16 protein-coding genes are annotated in these 18414 nt (G+C 70.7%); 5 read left to right on the top strand and 11 right to left on the bottom strand.

Annotation, left to right across the window (positions count from 1 at the left end; all coding sequences use genetic code 11):
• Positions 1–99 precede the first annotated feature (99 nt).
• Positions 100–1656, bottom strand: a complete 1557-nt coding sequence (locus tag AC5WRT_RS02625; protein ID WP_496099884.1) for an FAD-binding oxidoreductase — start codon at positions 1654–1656, stop codon at positions 100–102.
• Between the two features lie 350 nt (positions 1657–2006).
• On the opposite strand from AC5WRT_RS02625, the gene pstS reads away from it, so the two are divergent.
• The 4 genes from pstS to pstB all read left to right on the top strand — a co-directional run bounded on the left by pstS (position 2007) and on the right by pstB (position 6194).
• Positions 2007–3143: a phosphate ABC transporter substrate-binding protein PstS gene (pstS, locus tag AC5WRT_RS02620; RefSeq protein WP_496098614.1), complete on the top strand. Its 1137-nt coding sequence runs from the start codon at positions 2007–2009 to the stop codon at positions 3141–3143.
• A 152-nt stretch (positions 3144–3295) separates the two neighbouring features.
• A complete protein-coding gene (gene pstC, locus AC5WRT_RS02615) occupies positions 3296–4294 on the top strand; it encodes a phosphate ABC transporter permease subunit PstC (RefSeq protein ID WP_496098613.1) in 999 nt (332 codons plus the stop codon).
• The gene (gene pstA, locus AC5WRT_RS02610) at positions 4291–5370 is read left to right on the top strand and encodes a phosphate ABC transporter permease PstA (protein WP_496098612.1); all 1080 of its coding nucleotides are present in this window, start codon (positions 4291–4293) and stop codon (positions 5368–5370) included. The genes pstC and pstA overlap by 4 nt, the downstream gene beginning before the upstream one ends.
• 47 nt (positions 5371–5417) lie before the next feature.
• Positions 5418–6194 (top strand): phosphate ABC transporter ATP-binding protein PstB, encoded by a 777-nt coding sequence (gene pstB / locus AC5WRT_RS02605; protein WP_496098611.1) that lies wholly within the window; start codon positions 5418–5420, stop codon positions 6192–6194.
• Between the two features lie 378 nt (positions 6195–6572).
• On the opposite strand, the gene AC5WRT_RS02600 is transcribed toward pstB, so the two are convergent.
• Together AC5WRT_RS02600 and AC5WRT_RS02595 are read right to left on the bottom strand one after the other, a co-directional pair.
• Positions 6573–7571, bottom strand: a complete 999-nt coding sequence (locus tag AC5WRT_RS02600; RefSeq protein ID WP_496091984.1) for an inorganic phosphate transporter — start codon at positions 7569–7571, stop codon at positions 6573–6575.
• Positions 7572–7578: 7 nt separating this feature from the next.
• Entirely contained in the window at positions 7579–8199 is a 621-nt protein-coding gene (locus AC5WRT_RS02595) for a DUF47 domain-containing protein (RefSeq protein WP_496091983.1), read from the bottom strand.
• 218 nt (positions 8200–8417) lie between these two features.
• Here AC5WRT_RS02595 and AC5WRT_RS02590 point away from each other — a divergent pair, with 218 nt between their 5' ends.
• On the top strand, positions 8418–8783 hold the full coding sequence (locus AC5WRT_RS02590) for a metal-sensitive transcriptional regulator (RefSeq protein WP_496091982.1): 366 nt from the start codon (positions 8418–8420) through the stop codon (positions 8781–8783).
• Between the two features lie 127 nt (positions 8784–8910).
• Here the strand turns inward: AC5WRT_RS02590 and AC5WRT_RS02585 are convergent, their stop codons facing one another.
• The 8 genes from AC5WRT_RS02585 to AC5WRT_RS02550 all read right to left on the bottom strand — a co-directional run bounded on the left by AC5WRT_RS02585 (position 8911) and on the right by AC5WRT_RS02550 (position 18382).
• Positions 8911–9078: a hypothetical protein gene (locus tag AC5WRT_RS02585; protein WP_496099892.1), complete on the bottom strand. Its 168-nt coding sequence runs from the start codon at positions 9076–9078 to the stop codon at positions 8911–8913.
• A gap of 278 nt (positions 9079–9356) precedes the next feature.
• Entirely contained in the window at positions 9357–10205 is an 849-nt protein-coding gene (locus AC5WRT_RS02580; protein ID WP_496099883.1) for an SCO4651 family lipoprotein, read from the bottom strand.
• A gap of 298 nt (positions 10206–10503) precedes the next feature.
• Positions 10504–10911, bottom strand: coding sequence for an NUDIX hydrolase (locus AC5WRT_RS02575; RefSeq protein WP_496091980.1), 408 nt, complete (start codon positions 10909–10911; stop codon positions 10504–10506).
• A 20-nt stretch (positions 10912–10931) separates the two neighbouring features.
• Positions 10932–12143: a CHAD domain-containing protein gene (locus AC5WRT_RS02570; protein WP_496091979.1), complete on the bottom strand. Its 1212-nt coding sequence runs from the start codon at positions 12141–12143 to the stop codon at positions 10932–10934.
• A complete protein-coding gene (locus AC5WRT_RS02565; RefSeq protein WP_496091978.1) occupies positions 12124–14478 on the bottom strand; it encodes an RNA degradosome polyphosphate kinase in 2355 nt (784 codons plus the stop codon). Before AC5WRT_RS02565 ends, AC5WRT_RS02570 begins: the two co-directional genes overlap by 20 nt.
• Positions 14479–14838: 360 nt before the next feature.
• Entirely contained in the window at positions 14839–15765 is a 927-nt protein-coding gene (gene mshD, locus AC5WRT_RS02560; RefSeq protein ID WP_496091977.1) for a mycothiol synthase, read from the bottom strand.
• 404 nt (positions 15766–16169) lie between these two features.
• On the bottom strand, positions 16170–17651 hold the full coding sequence (locus tag AC5WRT_RS02555; RefSeq protein ID WP_496091976.1) for a HAMP domain-containing sensor histidine kinase: 1482 nt from the start codon (positions 17649–17651) through the stop codon (positions 16170–16172).
• Complete coding sequence (locus AC5WRT_RS02550) at positions 17648–18382, bottom strand: response regulator transcription factor (protein ID WP_496091975.1); 735 nt, start codon at positions 18380–18382, stop codon at positions 17648–17650. The genes AC5WRT_RS02555 and AC5WRT_RS02550 overlap by 4 nt, the downstream gene beginning before the upstream one ends.
• Positions 18383–18414: the final 32 nt, after the last annotated feature.

Genomic DNA, 18414 nt, shown 5'->3' with positions numbered 1-18414 from the left:
CGCCGCCGCCCGCGCCCAGCCGTGCCGCCCGGCGAACCGCCCTCCGGGGGACGACTGCCGGCAGGCCACGGCGGCATGCCGGCCGCTCCCGGCCCGGCCCTACAACCCCTGCGCGTACGAGAAGAACCGTTCCGGGTCGTACTGCTTCTTCACCTTGGTCAGGCGGCTCGCCGCGTCCCCGTAGTAGGCCCTCTTCCAGTCCGTCAGCGTCGGATCCGTGTAGTTCTGGTACGCCGCGCCGGAGGCGTAGGGCGACATCGCCTTGTGCGCCGACGTCAGCCACGACTGCGCCGTACCGCCGGACGCCCCCGCGCTCCAGGACGCGATGTACTGGGCCAGCATCCGGGAGCGGCGGTGGACGAATGCCGTCGCCGTGGGGGAGACGCGGTTGACCGCGCCGCCGAGGGCCGTGAACGCGATGCTGCCCGCGCCGCCCCGCACCGAGGCGATCTGGTTCAGCACCGTCCGGATGCCCGCCGCCGACAGCGAACGGTCGAAGAAGTCGGAGCGGGCCGCGTACGTCTCCCGGCCGAGGCGCCCCTGCGGGGAGCGGCCCGGGGTGGAGCCCGGCAGGTGGCACTGGGCGTCGGTGGAGAAGGAGGAGCAGCCGGCGTAGATCTCCATCGCCTGTTCGTAGCCCCGGCGGCGCAGGCTGACGGAGGAGGCGTTCGTGCCGGCCGCGTGGGCCAGCCGGTCCACGGCGTTCTGGAGTTCGCCGTAGGTGCCGAGGGAGAAGCAGGCCACGGAGACGGTGGGGGTGCGGCCCGGCGCGCACTCCAGGTGCAGGGACGACCAGATCTCGTCGGGCTGGCCGGGGCCCCACTCCTGCCAGGCCTTGAGCACGGCTGCGGCCTTCGACCAGGGGCAGGTCATGTACGCCGTCACGGCCTGCGGCGCCGGGTGGGTCTTGAACTGCAGTTCGGTGACGACGCCGAAGTTGCCGTTGCCGGCGCCGCGCAGCGCCCAGAACAGGTCGGAGTGGCTGCTCGCGTCGGCCGTCACCTGAGTGCCGTCCGCGGTGATCAGGGTGGCCCGGGTGAGACTGTCGCAGGTCAGGCCGTACGCCCGCGAGGCGACCCCGTGGCCGCCGCCGAGGACCAGGCCGGAGACGCCGACGGTGGGGCAGGAACCGGCGGGTATGGTCACGCCCTTCGCGGCCAGCGCCCGGTACACGTCGATCAGTTTGGAGCCGGCCCCGACCACGGCCCGGCCGCCGAGGACACGGATGCGGTTCAGCCGGGACACGTCGAGGACGAGGCGGTCGTCGCCGGAGGAGTAGCCCGCGTAGGAGTGGCCGCCGTTGCGTATCGACACCCGTATCGCGTGCGCCCGGGCGTAGGCGAGGGTCGTCCGGACGTCTTCGGCGTGCGCCGCATAGGCGACCGCGGCGGGCTTCAGGCCGTCGAAGCGGGTGTTGTAGAGCTGGTGGGCCGTCGTCCAGTTCGCGTCCCCGGGGCGGACCAGGGTGCCGTCCAGGTCGCGGGCGAGGGCCGCCCAGTTCGCGGCGGCGCTGTCGCTGGTGGTCTTCAGCGAGGCGAGCGAGGATGATCCCGTGCGCGTCGAGGCGGTCGAGCTGCCCGAGCCCGAACTGCACCCGGTCAGTGCGGTCGCGGCCAGTACGGCTGTGCCGCCCGCGATGAACGTACGCCGTTCCATGCCCATCGTCCTGTGTCGCCCTTCCGCAGGCCCCCGTGGCCTGTCGAGGGGTGAGACGACCGCTTCGGCGCGTTGGTTCGTAACAGTTCATCCACAGGGAACCGAACGCCGAAGACACACCCGCGCACCCCGACGGTCGGAACCTCCGTGTGCCCTCCCCGTGAGCATTCCGTGACCTAACCGGGCCGACGGCAGGGGTTCACCCCCCGTTCACTTCCGGCCATCGGCGGCTTCACCTGTTCTGCCTAATTTCGGCCGTGCACGGTGCGGAGCGCGGCCATATGCGCCCGCGCTCCTCCATACCTCGCACGCCGCCGGACAGCGGCGGCTCCTGGAAGGAACTCCTGAAAGTGATGCTTCAGCGCAAGAACCGGCTGCGGGCCCTGTCGCTCGGTGCGATCGCCGTCTCCGGCGCCCTGGCCCTGACGGCGTGCGGCTCCGACAACAACAACGACACCGGCGGCAAGAGCACGGCCTCGGCGTCGACCCAGGCCGGCTCCATCAAGTGCGACAGCGCCAAGGGCAACCTGCTGGCCTCCGGTTCCACCGCGCAGCAGAACGCGATCGGGCAGTGGTCGAAGGACTTCATGGCCGCCTGCAACGGCGTTCAGATCAACTACAAGGGTGTCGGCTCCGGCGCCGGCATCCAGGAGTTCCTGCAGGGTGCCACCGCCTTCGCCGGCTCCGACTCCCCGCTGAAGCCGGAGGAGATCGCTGCTTCCAAGAAGGTCTGCACCGGTGGCCAGGCCATCGACCTGCCGATGGTGGGCGGCCCCATCGCGCTGATCTACAACCTCGAGGGTGTCGACAACCTGACCCTGGACGCCAAGACGGTCGCCCAGATCTTCGACGGCAAGATCAAGAAGTGGAACGACCCGGCGATCGCCAAGCTGAACCCGGGCGTCAAGCTGCCCGACCTGGCGATCCAGGCCTACCACCGCACCGAGGACTCCGGCACCACCGACAACTTCACCAAGTACCTGAAGGCCGCCGCGCCGGCGGACTGGAAGTACAGCGGCGGCAAGGCCTGGCAGGCCCCGGGCGGCCAGTCCGCCAAGGGATCCTCCGGCGTCGCCGCCGGCGTCAAGCAGACCAACGGCGCCATCGGCTACGACGAGCTGTCGTACGCCACCTCCGGCAAGCTGCAGATGGCCCAGCTGAACACCGGCGCCTCCAAGCCGGTCGCGCTGACCACGGACTCGGCGTCCAAGGCGATCGCCGATGCCAAGATCGTCGGCACCGGCAGCGACCTGGCGCTCCAGCTCAACTACGCCACCAAGGCGGAGGGCGCCTGGCCGATCGTCCTGGTCACGAACGAGATCGTCTGCGACAAGGGCAACAAGGCCGACACCCTGCCCGCCACCAAGGCCTTCCTGAGCTACATCGCCGGCGAGGACGCCCAGTCCAAGCTCGCCGACCAGAGCTACGCCCCGCTGCCGGCCGAGATCGCCACCAAGGTGCGGTCCGCGATCAGCAGCCTGTCCTGACGCCCGGCGCCCGTCCCGCACCCGCAGGGAGCGGGAGGGCGCCCGAAGAGGCCGGTCCCGCGTCGTGACGACCGCGGGACCGGACTGGCGTCATCACCCATCCGGTGCACCGCCGCCGGGGGAGCGATCCCCCAACCAGACCGGAGAACGACATGGGAATATCGGTAGAAAAGAACTCACCCGCGCCTCCAGCGCCTTCCGCCGGAAAGGGAGCACGCTCCGTCACTCAGTTCGGTGACCGCGTCTTCTCGGGTCTGTCCCGGGGTTCCGGCATCCTGCTCCTCGTGATCATGGCCGCCATCGCGGTCTTCCTCACGGCGCGCGCCGTCAACGCGATCTCCCACGACCACGGCGACTTCATCACCACCTTCGAGTGGAACGCCAATGCCACCCCGCCGGTCTTCGGCATCGCGGTCCTGCTCTACGGCACGATCGTCAGCTCGCTCATCGCGATGATCGTCGCCGTGCCCATCGCGGTCGGCATCGCGCTGTTCATGACGCACTACGCCCCCCGCAAGGTGGGTGGCGCGCTCGCGTACATCGTCGACCTGCTCGCCGCCGTACCGTCCATCGTCTACGGCCTGTGGGGCGCCCTCTTCCTGGTGCCGCACCTGGGCGGGCTCACGTCCTGGCTGGACAAGTACCTCGGCTGGACGGTCGTCTTCGACCAGTCCAACCCCGGCACCGCGCCCCGCAACCTGTTCACGGTGGGCATCCTGCTGGCGATCATGATCCTGCCGATCATCACCAACGTCAGCCGGGAGGTCATCCGCCAGGTCCCGCAGGCGCACGAGGAGGCCGCGCTGGCCCTCGGCGCCACCCGCTGGGAGACCATCCGCATGGCGGTCCTGCCGTTCGCCCGCTCCGGCATCATCAGCGCCTCGATGCTGGGCCTGGGCCGTGCGCTCGGCGAGACGATGGCTGTCGCCACTGTGCTGTCGTCCTCGGACACCCTGAGCGCACACCTGCTCGACCCGGGCGGCGGCACCTTCGCCGCGAACATCGCCTCGCACTTCGGGGAGGCCACGGACCTCGGCCGTGACGCCCTCATCGCCTCCGGTCTCGTGCTCTTCGTGATCACCCTGGTGGTCAACGGCGCGGCCCGGCTGATCATCGCCCGCCGCAAGGAGTACTCGGGGGCCAACGCATGAGCGACACCATGACCGACCAGCGCCCGACCCGGGACCCCCTGGTCCCGCGCGGCGCCCTCACCCACCGCCGGTTGCCCCGGTGGGTGCCTGCCGCCATCGCGGTGATCGCCATCGCTCTGGGCGTCACGATCGGGCAGGTCCTCGACCTGTCCAGCCACGTGCAGTGGGGCCTGATCGCCCTGGTGCTCTTCGTCCTCGGAACGTACGTGACCACCGCGGTCATGGAAGACCACCGCCAGGCGAAGGACCGGGTGGCCACCAGCCTGGTGTGGGCGTGCTTCGTTCTCGCCGTCGTACCGCTGTACTCGCTGGTGGAGACCACCATCGCCAAGGGCGCGAAGGACCTCGACGGCAACTTCCTGACCCACTCGATGGCCGGCATCCTCGCGGGCGACGAGGGCGGCGGTGTCTACCACGCCATCATCGGCACCCTGGAGCAGGTGGGTCTCGCCTCCCTGATCGCCGTGCCGATCGGTGTGCTGACCGCCATCTACCTGGTCGAGTACGGGCGCGGCAAGCTGGCCCTGGCGGTCACGTTCTTCGTGGACGTCATGACCGGCATCCCGTCGATCGTCTCCGGTCTGTTCATCCTGGCCTTCTGGATCCTGGCCCTCGGCTTCCACTACTCCGGCTTCGCCGGCTCGCTCGCCCTGGTCATCCTGATGATCCCGGTCGTCGTGCGGTCGACCGAGGAAATGCTCAAGCTGGTGCCCAACGAGCTGCGCGAGGCGTCCTACGCGCTCGGCGTGCCGAAGTGGCGCACCATTCTGAAGGTGGTCCTGCCCACCGCGCTCGGCGGCATCACCACCGGCGTCATGCTGGCCGTGGCCCGTATCGCCGGCGAGACCGCCCCTGTCCTGCTGCTCGTGTTCGGCAACCAGATGATCAACAACGACCCGTTCAACGGGCCGCAGTCGTCGCTGCCGTTCTACATCTACGAGCAGTACCTCCTCGGCACGGACCAGGCGTACGCCCGAGCCTGGTCGGCGGCCCTGGTGCTGATCGCCTTCGTGATGATCCTCAACCTGGTGGCCCGCGGCATCGCCCGCTGGAAGGCCCCGAAGACCGGTCGCTGACGCGGCCACACAGCGACCGAGCTTGAATTTCTGGAAGTGAAGTAGACATGGCCAAGCGAATCGACGTAAGCGGTCTCACCGCCTACTACGGCTCCCACAAGGCGATCGAGGACATCTCGATGACCGTCGAGCCGCGGTCGGTGACGGCGTTCATCGGCCCCTCCGGCTGCGGCAAGTCGACGTTCCTGCGCACCCTCAACCGCATGCACGAGGTCACGCCCGGCGGGCGGGTCGAGGGCAAGGTCCTCCTGGACGACCAGGACCTGTACGGCTCCGGGGTCGACCCGGTCGCCGTGCGCCGCACCATCGGCATGGTCTTCCAGCGCCCCAACCCGTTCCCGACGATGTCGATCTACGACAACGTTGTGGCCGGGCTGCGCCTGAACGGCCGGTTCAAGAAGAGCGAACTGGACGACGTCGTCGAGAAGTCGCTCAAGGGCGCGAACCTCTGGAACGAGGTCAAGGACCGCCTGAACCGTCCCGGCTCGGGTCTGTCCGGCGGTCAGCAGCAGCGCCTGTGCATCGCCCGCGCGATCGCGGTCGAGCCGCAGGTCCTGCTGATGGACGAGCCCTGCTCCGCCCTGGACCCGATCTCGACCCTCGCGATCGAGGACCTGATCGGTGAGCTGAAGGAGCGCTTCACGATCGTCATCGTGACGCACAACATGCAGCAGGCGGCGCGTGTCTCGGACCGTACGGCGTTCTTCAACCTCGCCGCGGTGGGTCAGCCGGGCCGGCTGATCGAGATCGACGACACCGAGCGCATCTTCTCCAACCCGTCCGTGCAGGCGACCGAGGACTACATCTCGGGCCGCTTCGGCTGACGGACGCTGCCGCTTCGGCCTGGCCGGGGCGGCGCCGAGAACCCCTCGCGGTGCTGCATGGCGGTGCCACCGCGAGGACGCAAGAGGGCCCGCCCCCGTCCGGGGGCGGGCCCACTGCGTTCTCCTTCCGCGCCGCGCTCGGGGGCTCCGCCCCCGACCCCGCGGCCCACCGGGACCGCACCCCGCCTCTCGGTCCACCGGTCCCGCGCACCCTCGCTGCGCTTACCCGTGTCGCGGCTGTGCACCTGCGCTGTCTCTGTGGTGCCTCCGGACGGCCCGACCTCGTTGCTGCCTGGTGGCGGAACGCCCACCCTTCTTCGGCCCGCTGAAGAGTGGGTGGCCGAAGGGGGGGTGGGCGTTCCGGGCGGGAAGAGGGAGTTACAGCACCGTCAGCTTCAGGATGCCGAAGGCCAGCGCGGCGACCACGGCCGCAGCCGGCATCGTGATGAACCAGCCCAGGACGATGTTCTTGGCCACCCCCCAGCGGACGGCGTTGAGGCGCTTGGTGGCGCCCACGCCCATGATGGCGGACGTGATGACGTGGGTCGTGGAGATGGGGGCCTTGAAGAGGAACGCCGTGCCGAACATGATCGACGCGCCGGTCGCCTCCGCCGCGAAGCCCTGCGGCGGGTCCAGCTCGATGATCTTCCGGCCCATGGTGCGCATGATGCGCCAGCCGCCGGCGTAGGTGCCGAGGGACATCATCACGGCCGAGATCACCTTCACCCACACCGGGATCGGGTCGCCGAACGTCTCATGGCCGGAAATCACCAGTGCCATGACGACCACACCCATGGTCTTCTGCGCGTCCTGGAGACCGTGGCCGAGGGCCATGCCGGCCGCCGAGACCGTCTGTGCCATACGGAAGCCGCGCTTGGCCTTGTGCGGGTTGGACCGGCGGAAGACCCACATGATCACCAGCATGGCGACGAAACCGACGATCAGGCCCACCACGGGGGAGAGGATCATCGGAATGATGATCTTGTCGACCACGCCGTTCCAGTGGACGCCGGTGCCGCCCGCGAGAGCCGCTCCGACCAGGCCGCCGAACAGGGCGTGGGAGGAGGACGAGGGCAGGCCGAAGTACCAGGTGACCAGGTTCCAGGTAATCGCGCCGATCAGGGCCGCGAAGAGGATGCCCATCCCGTGCGAGCCCGAGGGCGACTCGATCAGGCCCTCGCTGACCGTCTTGGCGACCCCGGAGCCCAGAAAGGCGCCGGCCAGGTTCATGACCGCCGCCATGGCGAGAGCCGCCCGCGGGGTCAGCGCCCGCGTGGAGACCGAGGTGGCGATCGCGTTCGCCGAGTCGTGGAAGCCGTTGGTGTAGGTGAAGAAGAGCGCGACCGCGATGGTCACGACCAGGGCGAAGGTGGCCATCGACGCCTCAGGACTCCTTGACGGCGATGGTCTCCACCGTGTTCGCCACATGCTCGAACGCGTCCGCCGCCTCTTCCAGGACGTCCACGATCTGCTTGAGCTTGAGCACCTCGATCGCGTCGTACTTGCCGTTGAAGAGGTGGGCCAGCAGCTTGCGGTGGATCTGGTCCGCCTGGTTCTCCAGCCGGTTGACCTCGATCCAGTACTCGGTGAGGTTGTCCAGTGTGCGGAGGTTCGGCATCGCCTCCGCGGTCAGTTCGGCCGCCCGGGCCAGCACCTCGATCTGCTGCTCGACACCCTTCGGCAGGTCCTCGACGTTGTAGAGGACGACCAGGTCGACGGCCTCCTCCATGAAGTCCATGATGTCGTCGAGGGATCCGGCGAGGGAGTAGATGTCCTCGCGGTCGAACGGCGTGATGAACGAGGAGTTCAGCTGGTGGAAGATCGCGTGTGTGGCGTCGTCACCTGCGTGTTCCGCGGCCCGCATACGCTCTGCGATCTCGGCCCGGGCGGATGCGTCCGCCCCGAGCAGTTCCATCAGGAGTTTCGAGCCGGTGACGATGTTGTCCGCGGACGCGGCGAACATGTCGTAGAAGCTCGTCTCCCTGGGGGTCAGACGAAAGCGCACGTGGGTTCCTCTAGGTGCTTCGGTTTCGGTCAGGCTGATGCTAGGCGCATCATCCGGCCACGGCTAATGGGCCGCATCCCAGTGTCGCCCATCGGTCAGCGCGATCGGCACGGGGGCGGACCAAGGGCTCTCTACCCCGGAAAGTTGGTTACCATATACCCAGTAGGGGTATGTATCCCCGATTGTGCCCGACGCTTGTCCCGACATGGAGGCCCGCGATGACGACGACCGAGGCCGGCGCCACGGCACCCTCCGAGACCACCGGCGAGGCCATGGGTGAGACCCCGCACACCCCGCGCGCCACGCACGGCTACCACAAGCAGAAGGACGAGCACCTCAAACGGCTGCGCCGGATCGAGGGCCAGATCCGCGGCCTGCAGCGGATGGTCGACGAGGACACCTACTGCATCGACATACTGACCCAGGTCTCCGCCTCCACCAAGGCGCTGCAGTCCTTCGCGCTGCAGCTGCTGGAGGAGCATCTGCGGCACTGCGTGGCCGACGCGGCCCTCAAGGGCGGCGACGAGATCGACACGAAGGTGGACGAGGCGACGAAGGCGATCGGCCGCCTGCTGCGGAGCTAAGGGTTTTCGTTCGGATCAGAGCGGACCCGGGCCGATCCGAACGAACCCCCCAGGTGTACTCGGCCCAGAGTTGTTGCTCGCGTCGGTAGTTGATCGAGGGAAGACCTCCGGGCACGCCCGGGTGTTCTCAGGCTCCACGGTCCTCGCGTTCCTCGGCGACGCGCAGCACCTCGTCGATGCTCTCCAGACTGAGCCGGTCCTCGGCCGCGGAGGCCGCGATGATCAGCTCCCCGCACAGCTCGATCTCGGCGAGGGCCACGTAGTCCTGCACCGCCGTACCGCCGACCGGAGCCACCCGCCTCACCTCGTCTCTGCCGTCACCGGCTTCCAAGAGTAGGGAGTGGTCTACACACCGCGCATGGCACGGACGGGCTACTTACGCACCGGCGGTAGGGACTAGGGCGTGTTTCGAAAGTCCCGTCTGGTCCGCGACGCCTGGCACGGCACCTCGCCGCGTTGTCGGGATCGTCCCCGTACGCCCGGTACGAGGACGACCCTCCGCCTTGCGATGCACCGCACCAGACGCCGCGGACCCCGCCCTCCGGGCGGACGACGCCACTTTCGAAACACGCCCTAGTCGCCGTCCTCGGCGATGCGGCCCGCGTAGATGTCCGAGGAGTGCGGCAGCCGTACGTCGGCGGGGGCGCCGAAGTCGTACAGCAGGGTCGTCGAGGCGACCGCCACGGGGGTCTTCTGCCTGCCGTTGACGAAGCTGAAGCGCTGCCTGAGCTTGCGGATGCGGCCCTGGTCGTCGAGGTAGGCGTCGAACGGGACTTCGGCCGTGGCAAACCCTTTCGCCGCCGCGGCCAGCGGTCCCCTGTTCCCTGCGGAGGCCAGGCGGGCCGCGCTGCCCAGGTCGGCTGTGCCGCGGTAGTGCAGTACGGGAGTCCCGCCGACCTCGGTCCGGCCGACGTAGGTCGCGGTCCGGGTGCCGCGCAGAACCTCGGCCGCCGCGTACGGGTCGGTCGCGCCGCCGGTGACCAGATTGCCGTCGGACAGCGTGGCGATGTCCACTCGCACCCACTTGTCGGCGGGCACGCCCGCGCCCCGGTTCTTCATGAACAGGGCGCCCGGGGCGAGCAGTTCGGTGATCGGTTTGTGCTCGGAGGCACCTGTGGGGTCCTCCGGCAGGACGACGGTGAGCCGGCCGAGGCGGTGCCGGTAGTCGTAGACGCCCTGACCACGGATGGTGACCCGGGTGCCGCCCGTGGCCATCTCCATGGAGGTGGTCGCCTGCGAACTTTTCGCGCCGCGCAGCGTGTCGGCTGCCCGGCGCAGCACGGCGACCGGATCTCCGCCGCCCTTGACGTCCTCGGCGGCGGCGCCGCTGCCGGAACAGCCCGTGGCACCCGCCCCGAGGCCGAGCATGATGCCGACCGCGAGGACCGTAGTGCCCGCGCTCCTGTGCTGCCGCCGCTCCATCGCCTGCCTACCCCCAGCCGGTACGTCCGTCACGGGCCCCCACTCGTCCGGTCAACGACGAGCAGGGGGCCGCCGTCACGCGGCGAACGGGGTGGACAACGCTCTACGGTTCCTTTTTCCCAGGGGCCGGTAACGTTGTCGAAGTGGCGCAGCAGGAGGGGCCGGAGCGCGTCCGGCAGGGGCAGGAGCACCTCACCTCGACGACGGAACAGGGCCGTTTCTGCGTGGCTCGCTGCACCTGCGGCTGGCGCGGACCGGCCCGTCGCGCCCGCAGCCAGGCGCGTACGGACGCGGAGGCTCACACGGCGGGCCCGTGAAGGGCGTCGACCAGTTCGCGGTCCTGGACCCGGGTGAGCCGGCTGCGGGCGGCGGTGGGGGAGAGCCACAGGATCCGGTCCACCTCGGCGTTCGGGGTGAAGCGGCCGGAGACCGCCTCGGCCGCCCAGTAGCGCACCTGCTTGGGGCGGCCGCCCGCGACGTAGTGCAGGGTGGGCAGCTCGGCCCCGGGCCGGGCGGTGTACCCGGTCTCCTCCGCGACCTCGCGCAGGGCGCCCGCCAGGGGGTCCTCATCCCGCTTGAGCTTGCCCTTGGGGTGGGACCAGTCGTCGTACTTCGGCCGGTGGACCAGACAGATCTCCAGGTCCCCGGAGACCGGCGAGTGGCGCCACAGCACACAGCCGGCCGCCCGCACCAGGATGTCGCTCACACCGCCTCCTCGGGAAGCACTCAGGGCGTGCCGACCGTCCGCTTCTGCCAGGCCTGCTGGAAGGCGAACCTGGCGGCCTCCACCTCGTGCCGCTGATCGGCGTGGAGCACGCCGAGCGCGTACGCCGTCGCCGGGGCGATCCGGGGCGTACGGGCGGCCTGGGCCGCCGCCGCTGCCGCCTCCGAGGCGTCCCGGTGCCGGTTCAGCGCCCGGCCGGCCGCCAGCAGCCGCCCGTCCACCGGTGTCCCCCCAGGCTCTCGGCCTCGCTCCGGCCCGGAGGTACCCATATCGCCGTGCAGCGCCTCCTGGGCGTACCGGTGCAGCCGCAGCAGCAGCCTGACCTGGTGCCAGGGGCCGTCCTGGGGATGCGGGGACGGGTCCGGCGACAGGCCGTGCACCAGGGCCTCCGCGTTGTAGGGATGGCCCGCCGTGACCAGGGGGAGCGCCGCGATGGCGTCTGTCAGCCGTTCCTCGGCAGCGGCTGCCGGAGAGCGCAGGTCGGTGGTGGGCGCGGTGGGGGTGAGGGGAACCTCGCTGGCCAGCACGGCGACCTTGTCGGCGACGGCGTGGAAGCGGGACGAGCCGAGGGCCTGGAGCGCCGTGGAGTGGGCCCTTGTCCGGGCCAGGGTCAGCTGGCGTTCCAGCAGGGCGCCCGCCTTGGCCGCACCCACTGTCAGGTTGCCGCGCTCCTGAGTTGCCGTCGGGTGGGTCGGACCGCCGGGGTCCAGTCCCTCCTCCACGCTCGAATGCGCTCGCGCGGGGGCACGCCCACCGCCCACCCGTGCCGCCCCGGAGACATGGCTGCCCGCAACGACTGCCTGGGCGGGCAGGGCCGTCGCCCCCGACAGCCGGTGCAGGGCCAGCAGCAGTCGCTCCAGACGGGCCGCGTACGCGTGTTCAAGGCCCAGCGTGCCGGACAGCCACGCCAGTTCGGGACGCATCTCCTCGGACCAGTCGGGGTCGAGCAGCGGACGGAAGGTGTGCAGGCTGCCGCTGATGCGGCGGGCCGAGCGGCGCAGCAGGCGCGCCGCGTCGACGGACTCATCTTCACCGCCGTCCCCCACGCCCGCCTGAGCGCGCGCGGGAGCAGCCCCGCCTGCACCGCCGGTCTCGCGGTGCAGGCGCAGGGCACGGAGGAACTCCGTGGCCTGGGCGCGCAGGTACGCCGCGAGGGCCTCGCCGGTCACCACCCGGGCCGTGGGGTCCGTCGGGTCAAGGTGTTGCTGTGCCACGCCGGCGCCTCCGGGCGTCTATGAGCATCTCCTGGACGTTGCGCAGCGGCTGTCCGTCCGCGTCGGTCGCGTGTCGCGTCCACTCGCCGTCCGGACCGAGGTGCCAGGAAGAGGTCGCATCGGACATGCCGGTGTCGAGCAGCCGGTTCAGGGCCGCCCGGTGGGCGGGATCGACGACCCGTACCAGGGCTTCTATCCGGCGGTCGAGGTTGCGGTGCATCATGTCGGCGCTGCCGATCCACACCTCGGGCTCGCCGCCGTTGCCGAAGGCGAAGACCCGGGAGTGCTCCAGGAAGCGGCCGAGGATCGAGCGGACCCGGATGTTCTCCGACAGGCCCGCCACGCCCGGGCGCAGCGCGCAGATGCCGCGCACCCACACGTCCACCGGCACGCCCGCCTGGGACGCGCGGTACAGGGCGTCGATCACGGCCTCGTCGACCATGGAGTTGACCTTGATGCGGATGAACGCCGGGCGGCCCGCCCGGTGGTGCTGGACCTCCTTCTCTATCCGCGAGATCAGACCGTCGCGCAGCGACTTGGGGGCCACCAGCAGCCGGCGGTAGGTCTCCCGGCGCGAGTAGCCGGACAGCCGGTTGAACAGGTCGGAGAGGTCGGCGCCGACCTGCGGGTCGGCGGTGAGCAGCCCGAGGTCCTCGTACAGGCGCGCCGTCTTCGGGTGGTAGTTGCCCGTGCCGACGTGGCTGTAGCGGCGCAGGGTCTCGCCCTCCTGGCGGACGACCAGGGACAGTTTGCAGTGCGTCTTGAGGCCCACCAGGCCGTAGACGACGTGGCAGCCGGCCTCCTCCAGCTTGCGTGCCCACTTGATGTTGGCGTGCTCGTCGAAGCGGGCCTTGATCTCGACCAGGACGAGGACCTGCTTGCCGGACTCGGCGGCGTCGATCAGCGCGTCGACTATCGGGGAGTCGCCCGAGGTCCGGTACAGGGTCTGCTTGATCGCGAGGACGTCGGGGTCGGCCGCCGCCTGCTCCAGGAAGGCCTGCACGGACGTGGAGAAGCTGTCGTACGGGTGGTGCAGCAGCACGTCCCGGGTGCGCAGGGCGGCGAAGATGTCCGGCGCGGACGCCGACTCGACCTCGGCGAGGTCGCGATGGGTGCCGGCGACGAACTTCGGGTACTTCAGCTCGGGCCGGTCGAGGCTGTGGATGCGGAAGAGGCCGGTGAGGTCGAGGGGACCCGGCAGCGGGTACACCTCCGCCTCGCTGATCTTCAGCTCGCGGACCAGCAGGTCCAGCACCTCGCGGTCGATGGACTCCTCGACCTCCAGGCGCACCGGCGGGCCGAAGCGGCGCCGCATGAGCTCCTTCTCCAGGGCCTGGAGCAGGTTCTCGGCGTCGTCCTCCTCCACCTCCAGGTCCTCGTTGCGGGTGAGCCGGAAGGCGTGGGACTCCAGCACCTCCATGCCCGGGAACAGTTCCTCCAGGTGCGCGGCGATGACGTCCTCGACGGGGACGTACCGGCCGGGGCTGCTCTCCAGGAAGCGGGACAGGAGCGGCGGCACCTTCACGCGGGCGAAGTGCTTGTGGCCGCTGACCGGGTTCCGCACGATCACGGCCAGGTTCAGGGACAGGCCGGAGATGTACGGGAAGGGGTGCGCGGGGTCGACCGCCAGCGGGGTGAGCACGGGGAAGATCCGGTGCCGGAAGAGCGTGAACAGGCTGGCCTGCTCCTTGTCGGTCAGCTCGTTCCAGCGGACCAGGTGGATGCCCTCCTCCGCGAGTGCAGGGGCGACGTCCTCCTGGTAGCAGGCGGCGTGCCGGGCCATGAGCTCGCGCGAGCGGGCCCAGATCATCTCCAGCACCTCGCGCGGCTGCAGCCCGGAGGCGGAGCGCGTGGCCACGCCGGTGGCGATACGCCGCTTCAGCCCTGCCACCCGGACCATGAAGAACTCGTCCAGGTTGCTGGCGAAGATCGCGAGGAAGTTCGCACGCTCGAGCAGCGGCGTGTTCGGGTCCTCGGCCAGTTCCAGCACCCGCTCGTTGAAGGCCAGCCAACTGCGCTCACGGTCGAGGAAACGACCCTGCGGCAGTGGAGCGCCGTCGGTCTTCGACTCCTCGTACGCGTCGAGATCCGCGTCGATGTCGGGTTCCAGGTCGGAGACCGCGCCCTGCGCGAAATGCGTGCGGTGCGCGGCTATGGAGCCCACGTCGGGCTGGATGCGCTTGACCTCTGCCTGGGTGTCGTGCTGACTCATGAACCCATTCTTCCGCGCTACCGGCATCACGGGCGCATCGGAACGTGCGGGAGGGAGCGTCCCGGCCCCGTTCTGGGCGGGCCCCTCGGGGGGCGGCGAAGGCTCTGGCACGGCGGGCGTCATTGGCCGAGGGTCGCAAGCCAGGCTGAATCAATGGTTACGGAGACATGACGTGCGGGATAGCGAGGGGCGGATCACAGGGGTCGCGGGAGCAGAAGCGACGGATGCGGCGCGGGCCCGTCGGGCTGACGGGTGGGCTCGGCCGCCCGCGCGTGCGGGGTGCCTCCCACAGGGGGCACCTCAGCGCCCACCCGTGCCGTCCGGGATCCCCAGGCCCTTGAGGCACCGGCAAAGGCGCGCCTGCCCGCAGCGGCGGCGCTGGAAAACGGCGGCACTGCGGCGCCCCGTGAGGACACGGACCCGCACCGCGCACGGCGATCCGGTGTCACGGCGCCCGGACGGACGGCCCCGGCCCCCGCGGGGTCAGGTCTCCGTGCGGTACATCAGGTCCGTCTCGTACGTCGTGAACCCCAGCCGTTCGTACACCGACACCGCGGCCTGATTGTCGGCGTCGACATAGAGCATCGCGGTCGGCAGCTGCTGCCCGGCCAGGTGCCGCAGGCCGATCGTGGTGAGGGCCTTGCCGAGGCCGCCGCCCTGCTCACCGGGGCGGACCCCGAGGACGTACACCTCGCCGAGACCCTCCTCGGCGTGCACCTTGGTCCAGTGGAAGCCGATCATCTCCCCGCGCCGCTCGGCGAGGAAGAACCCGGCCGGGTCGAACCACGGCTGGGCCTTGCGGTCGTCGAGGTCCCGCTGGGTCAGCGAACCCTGCTCGGGGTGGTGGGCGAAGGCGGCCGCGTTGACCGCGAGCCAGGGGGTGTCGTCCTTGCCGGGCACGAAGGTGCGCACGCTGACGCCCTCCGGGAACACCGGCTCGGGCAGCTGCAGGTCCGTCAACGGACGCCGCATCTGCCGCAGTTCGCGGAACAGGGTGAGGCCGAGCACCTGGGCGAGGTGCCGGGCGGCGGGATGCCCGCCGTGCGCCCACACCCGCAGCCGCTTGCCGGAGGCGGCGAGCAGTGCCGCACCGAGCGCGCGCCCGTGCCCGTGCCCGCGGTGCGCGGGATGTACGACGAGTTCGGCGGCCGGTGCCTCCACCGGGTCGGTGTCCTCCAGCTGGGCATAGCCGACGAGTTCGCCGTCGAGGGCCAGCAGCAGGTGCGAGACGCCCTCGCGGGCCTCGCCGCGCAGCTGCAGCCGGCCCTGCTCGGACACCGGCTGCTGCCCGTCGGCCGCGGCGGCCTCGGCGAGCAGGGCGCGCACCGCCTCGGCCTGGTCCGGGGTGAGCGCGGAGTGGGTCTCGATGGAGCGGGCGGGGAAGGCCCGTACGGTGTCGTCGCTGCTCATGCGTAGAGAGTACGGGGCGGGCCGGGTGAAGCGCAGGCAGCGCAGCGGGTGAGGAATCGGCAGACGGAGACCAGGACGTGACCATGGAATCCCGGTCGCGCTCCGCGCGTTGATCCTGGGCTGCGCCGCGAACGGCCACGTTCCGCAGCCGACCCGCAGAGGCGTTCCATGCCGGTATCCGGGCGCACCCGGACGCCTTACCTCATTCGCTCCTGGCCGCCACGGCGGCGGCCCGCCCTCGTGCCCGCGGTTCCGTGCACCGGCGGTTCTGTGCACCGGCGGGTCGGCGCGCCAGCGGCCCCGCGCCTCGGCGGCCAGGTGGGCTCGACGGCCGGTACCGCCAGCTCAGCCGGTGAGTGGACCCCCGGCCGGTCAGCAACCCGTGCTCGGTCGGAACCCGCCGCTCACCCCGCCAGCACCTCGCTCGTCTCCGATGCCTCCGGCGGCGGGACCGGCGCGCCCGGCAGCCGTACCGTCGCGATCGTGCCGCCGCCCTCCGCGCGGGTGAGCGTGACCTCGCCGCCCGCCTGCTGGACCGTGCGGGCCACGATGGACAGGCCCAGGCCCGAGCCCGGGAGGGCCCGCGCGCTGGGGGAGCGCCAGAAGCGGTCGAAGACGTGCGGGAGTTCGTCCTCGGGGACGCCGGGGCCGTGATCGCGGACGGTCAGGACGCCGTCGGCCAGCTGCACCTCGATCGTGCCGCCCTCGGGGCTGAACTTCACCGCGTTGTCCAGTACGTTGACGACCGCCCGCTCCAGCGCGGAGGGCTCCGCGCGGACGTACCAGGGCTCCAGGTCCGCCGTGATCGTCAGCTCGGGTCCGCGCAGCCGGGCCCGGCGCAGCGCCGCCTCGACCGTGTCCTCGAAGGACACCACCTGGACACGCTCGCCGCGCTGGCCCTCCGAGCGGGACAGCTCCTGCAGGTCGCCGATCAGCGCAGCCAGCTCGGTCACCTGCGCCTTCACGGAGGCGAGCAGCGCCTTGCGGTCCTCCGGCGGCAGCGGTCGGCCCGTCTCCTCGCTGCGGGTGAGCAGCTCGATGTTGGTGCGCAACGACGTCAGGGGCGTGCGCAGCTCGTGCCCGGCGTCCGCGATCAGCTGCTGCTGCAGGTCGCGTGAGCTGGCCAGCGAGGCGGTCATGGAGTTGAAGGAGCGGGACAGGCGGGCCACCTCGTCCTCGCTGTCGTCCTCCACGGGGATGCGGATCGTCAGGTCCTCCGTCCGGGCCACGTGCTCCACGGCCTCGGTGAGCTTGTCGACGGGACGCAGGCCCGCCCGGGCGACGGCGAGGCCCGCGGCACCGGCGCCGAGGACTCCTATGCCGGACACGAGGAGGAGGATCAGGGCCAGGTCGTTGAGGGTCTTCTCGGTGTTCTCCAGCGGTACGGCGGTCATCCAGGCGGCGCCGGAGTACACCTGGGGCCCGGTGTCGGTGAGGACCACCAGCGGCATGGTGAGCACCCGGACGGGGTTGCCGTCGGTGTCCGTGCCGTCGCGCAGGATGCCGCCCTGGCTGGTGTCGTGCCCGACGACCGCCCGGTCGGCGGAGGTGGTCCGCACCACGCCCGGTGAGTCCACCGAGACGCAGGCGGTGCCGTCCGCCTTGACCAGCTGCGAGTAGATGTTGTTGTGGGCCGGAAGCCCGTTGGAGGAATCGGTCGGGCTGCGCGGGCACGCCGCCAGCAGATCGAGCACCTGCCCGGCCCGCACGGGACGCTGCGAGGAGTTCTGCAGATCCTTGTCGATCAGGTCGTACAGCTTGCCCTGCACGATGAACCAGGCCGTCACCGACACCGCCGCCACCGCGAACGCCACGGCCGCCGCGACCAGCATCGCCAGGCGGGTTCTGATCGGCAGGGAGCGGTAACGCCGTACCAGCTTCTTCACTCGGCGCCACCCTGTCGCAGGACGTACCCCACGCCCCGCACGGTGTGCACGAGCCGCGGCTCGCCACCGGCCTCCGTCTTGCGGCGCAGGTACATCACGTAGACGTCGAGCGAGTTGGAGGAGGGCTCGAAGTCGAAGCCCCAGACTGCCTTGAGGATCTGCTCGCGGGTGAGGACCTGGCGCGGGTGCGCCATGAACATCTCCAGGAGGGTGAACTCCGTGCGGGTCAGCTCCACCGGTCGGCCGCCGCGGGTGACCTCCCGGGTCGCGAGGTCCATGCGCAGGTCGGCGAAGGTGAGTGCCTCGTCCTCCTGGGCCTGGGCCGACACCGCTGCCGCGTACGAGCTGCGCCGCAGCAGCGCGCGGATGCGGGCGAACAGTTCGTCCAGCTCGAAGGGCTTGACCAGGTAGTCGTCGGCACCGGCGTCCAGCCCGGTGACCCGGTCGCCGACCGTGTCCCGGGCCGTCAGCATCAGGATCGGCGTCGTGTCGCCGGCGCCGCGGATGCGGCGGGCCGCCGTCAGGCCGTCCATGCGCGGCATCTGGATGTCCAGCACGACCAGGTCGGGCCTGTAGGCGGTGGCCTTCTCCAGCGCGTCCGCGCCGTCGACGGCGACCTCCGTGTCGTACCCGTCGAAGGCGAGACTGCGCTGGAGCGCCTCGCGTACGGCTGGCTCGTCGTCGACGATCAGGATGCGCTGGGGGTCACGGTCGCCTTCGGCGGGGCTCATCGCTCGCGGTTCCTCGGGATGCGGTGGGTGGG

The sequence above is a fragment of the Streptomyces sp. NTD91 genome, from assembly GCF_059510455.1.
Note: the sequence above shows the minus strand (reverse complement) of the source record. Positions and strands in the feature narration are given on the sequence as shown.

Coding starts and splice junctions, on each gene's coding strand:
- AC5WRT_RS02590 (WP_496091982.1), top strand. CDS start 8,418: ATGACGACGACCGAGGCCGGCGCCACGGCACCCTCCGAGACCACCGGC.
- mshD (WP_496091977.1), bottom strand. CDS start 15,765: ATGAGCAGCGACGACACCGTACGGGCCTTCCCCGCCCGCTCCATCGAG.
- pstB (WP_496098611.1), top strand. CDS start 5,418: ATGGCCAAGCGAATCGACGTAAGCGGTCTCACCGCCTACTACGGCTCC.
- AC5WRT_RS02580 (WP_496099883.1), bottom strand. CDS start 10,205: ATGGAGCGGCGGCAGCACAGGAGCGCGGGCACTACGGTCCTCGCGGTC.
- pstA (WP_496098612.1), top strand. CDS start 4,291: ATGAGCGACACCATGACCGACCAGCGCCCGACCCGGGACCCCCTGGTC.
- pstC (WP_496098613.1), top strand. CDS start 3,296: ATGGGAATATCGGTAGAAAAGAACTCACCCGCGCCTCCAGCGCCTTCC.
- AC5WRT_RS02565 (WP_496091978.1), bottom strand. CDS start 14,478: ATGACGCCCGCCGTGCCAGAGCCTTCGCCGCCCCCCGAGGGGCCCGCC.
- AC5WRT_RS02600 (WP_496091984.1), bottom strand. CDS start 7,571: ATGGCCACCTTCGCCCTGGTCGTGACCATCGCGGTCGCGCTCTTCTTC.
- AC5WRT_RS02550 (WP_496091975.1), bottom strand. CDS start 18,382: ATGAGCCCCGCCGAAGGCGACCGTGACCCCCAGCGCATCCTGATCGTC.
- AC5WRT_RS02625 (WP_496099884.1), bottom strand. CDS start 1,656: ATGGAACGGCGTACGTTCATCGCGGGCGGCACAGCCGTACTGGCCGCG.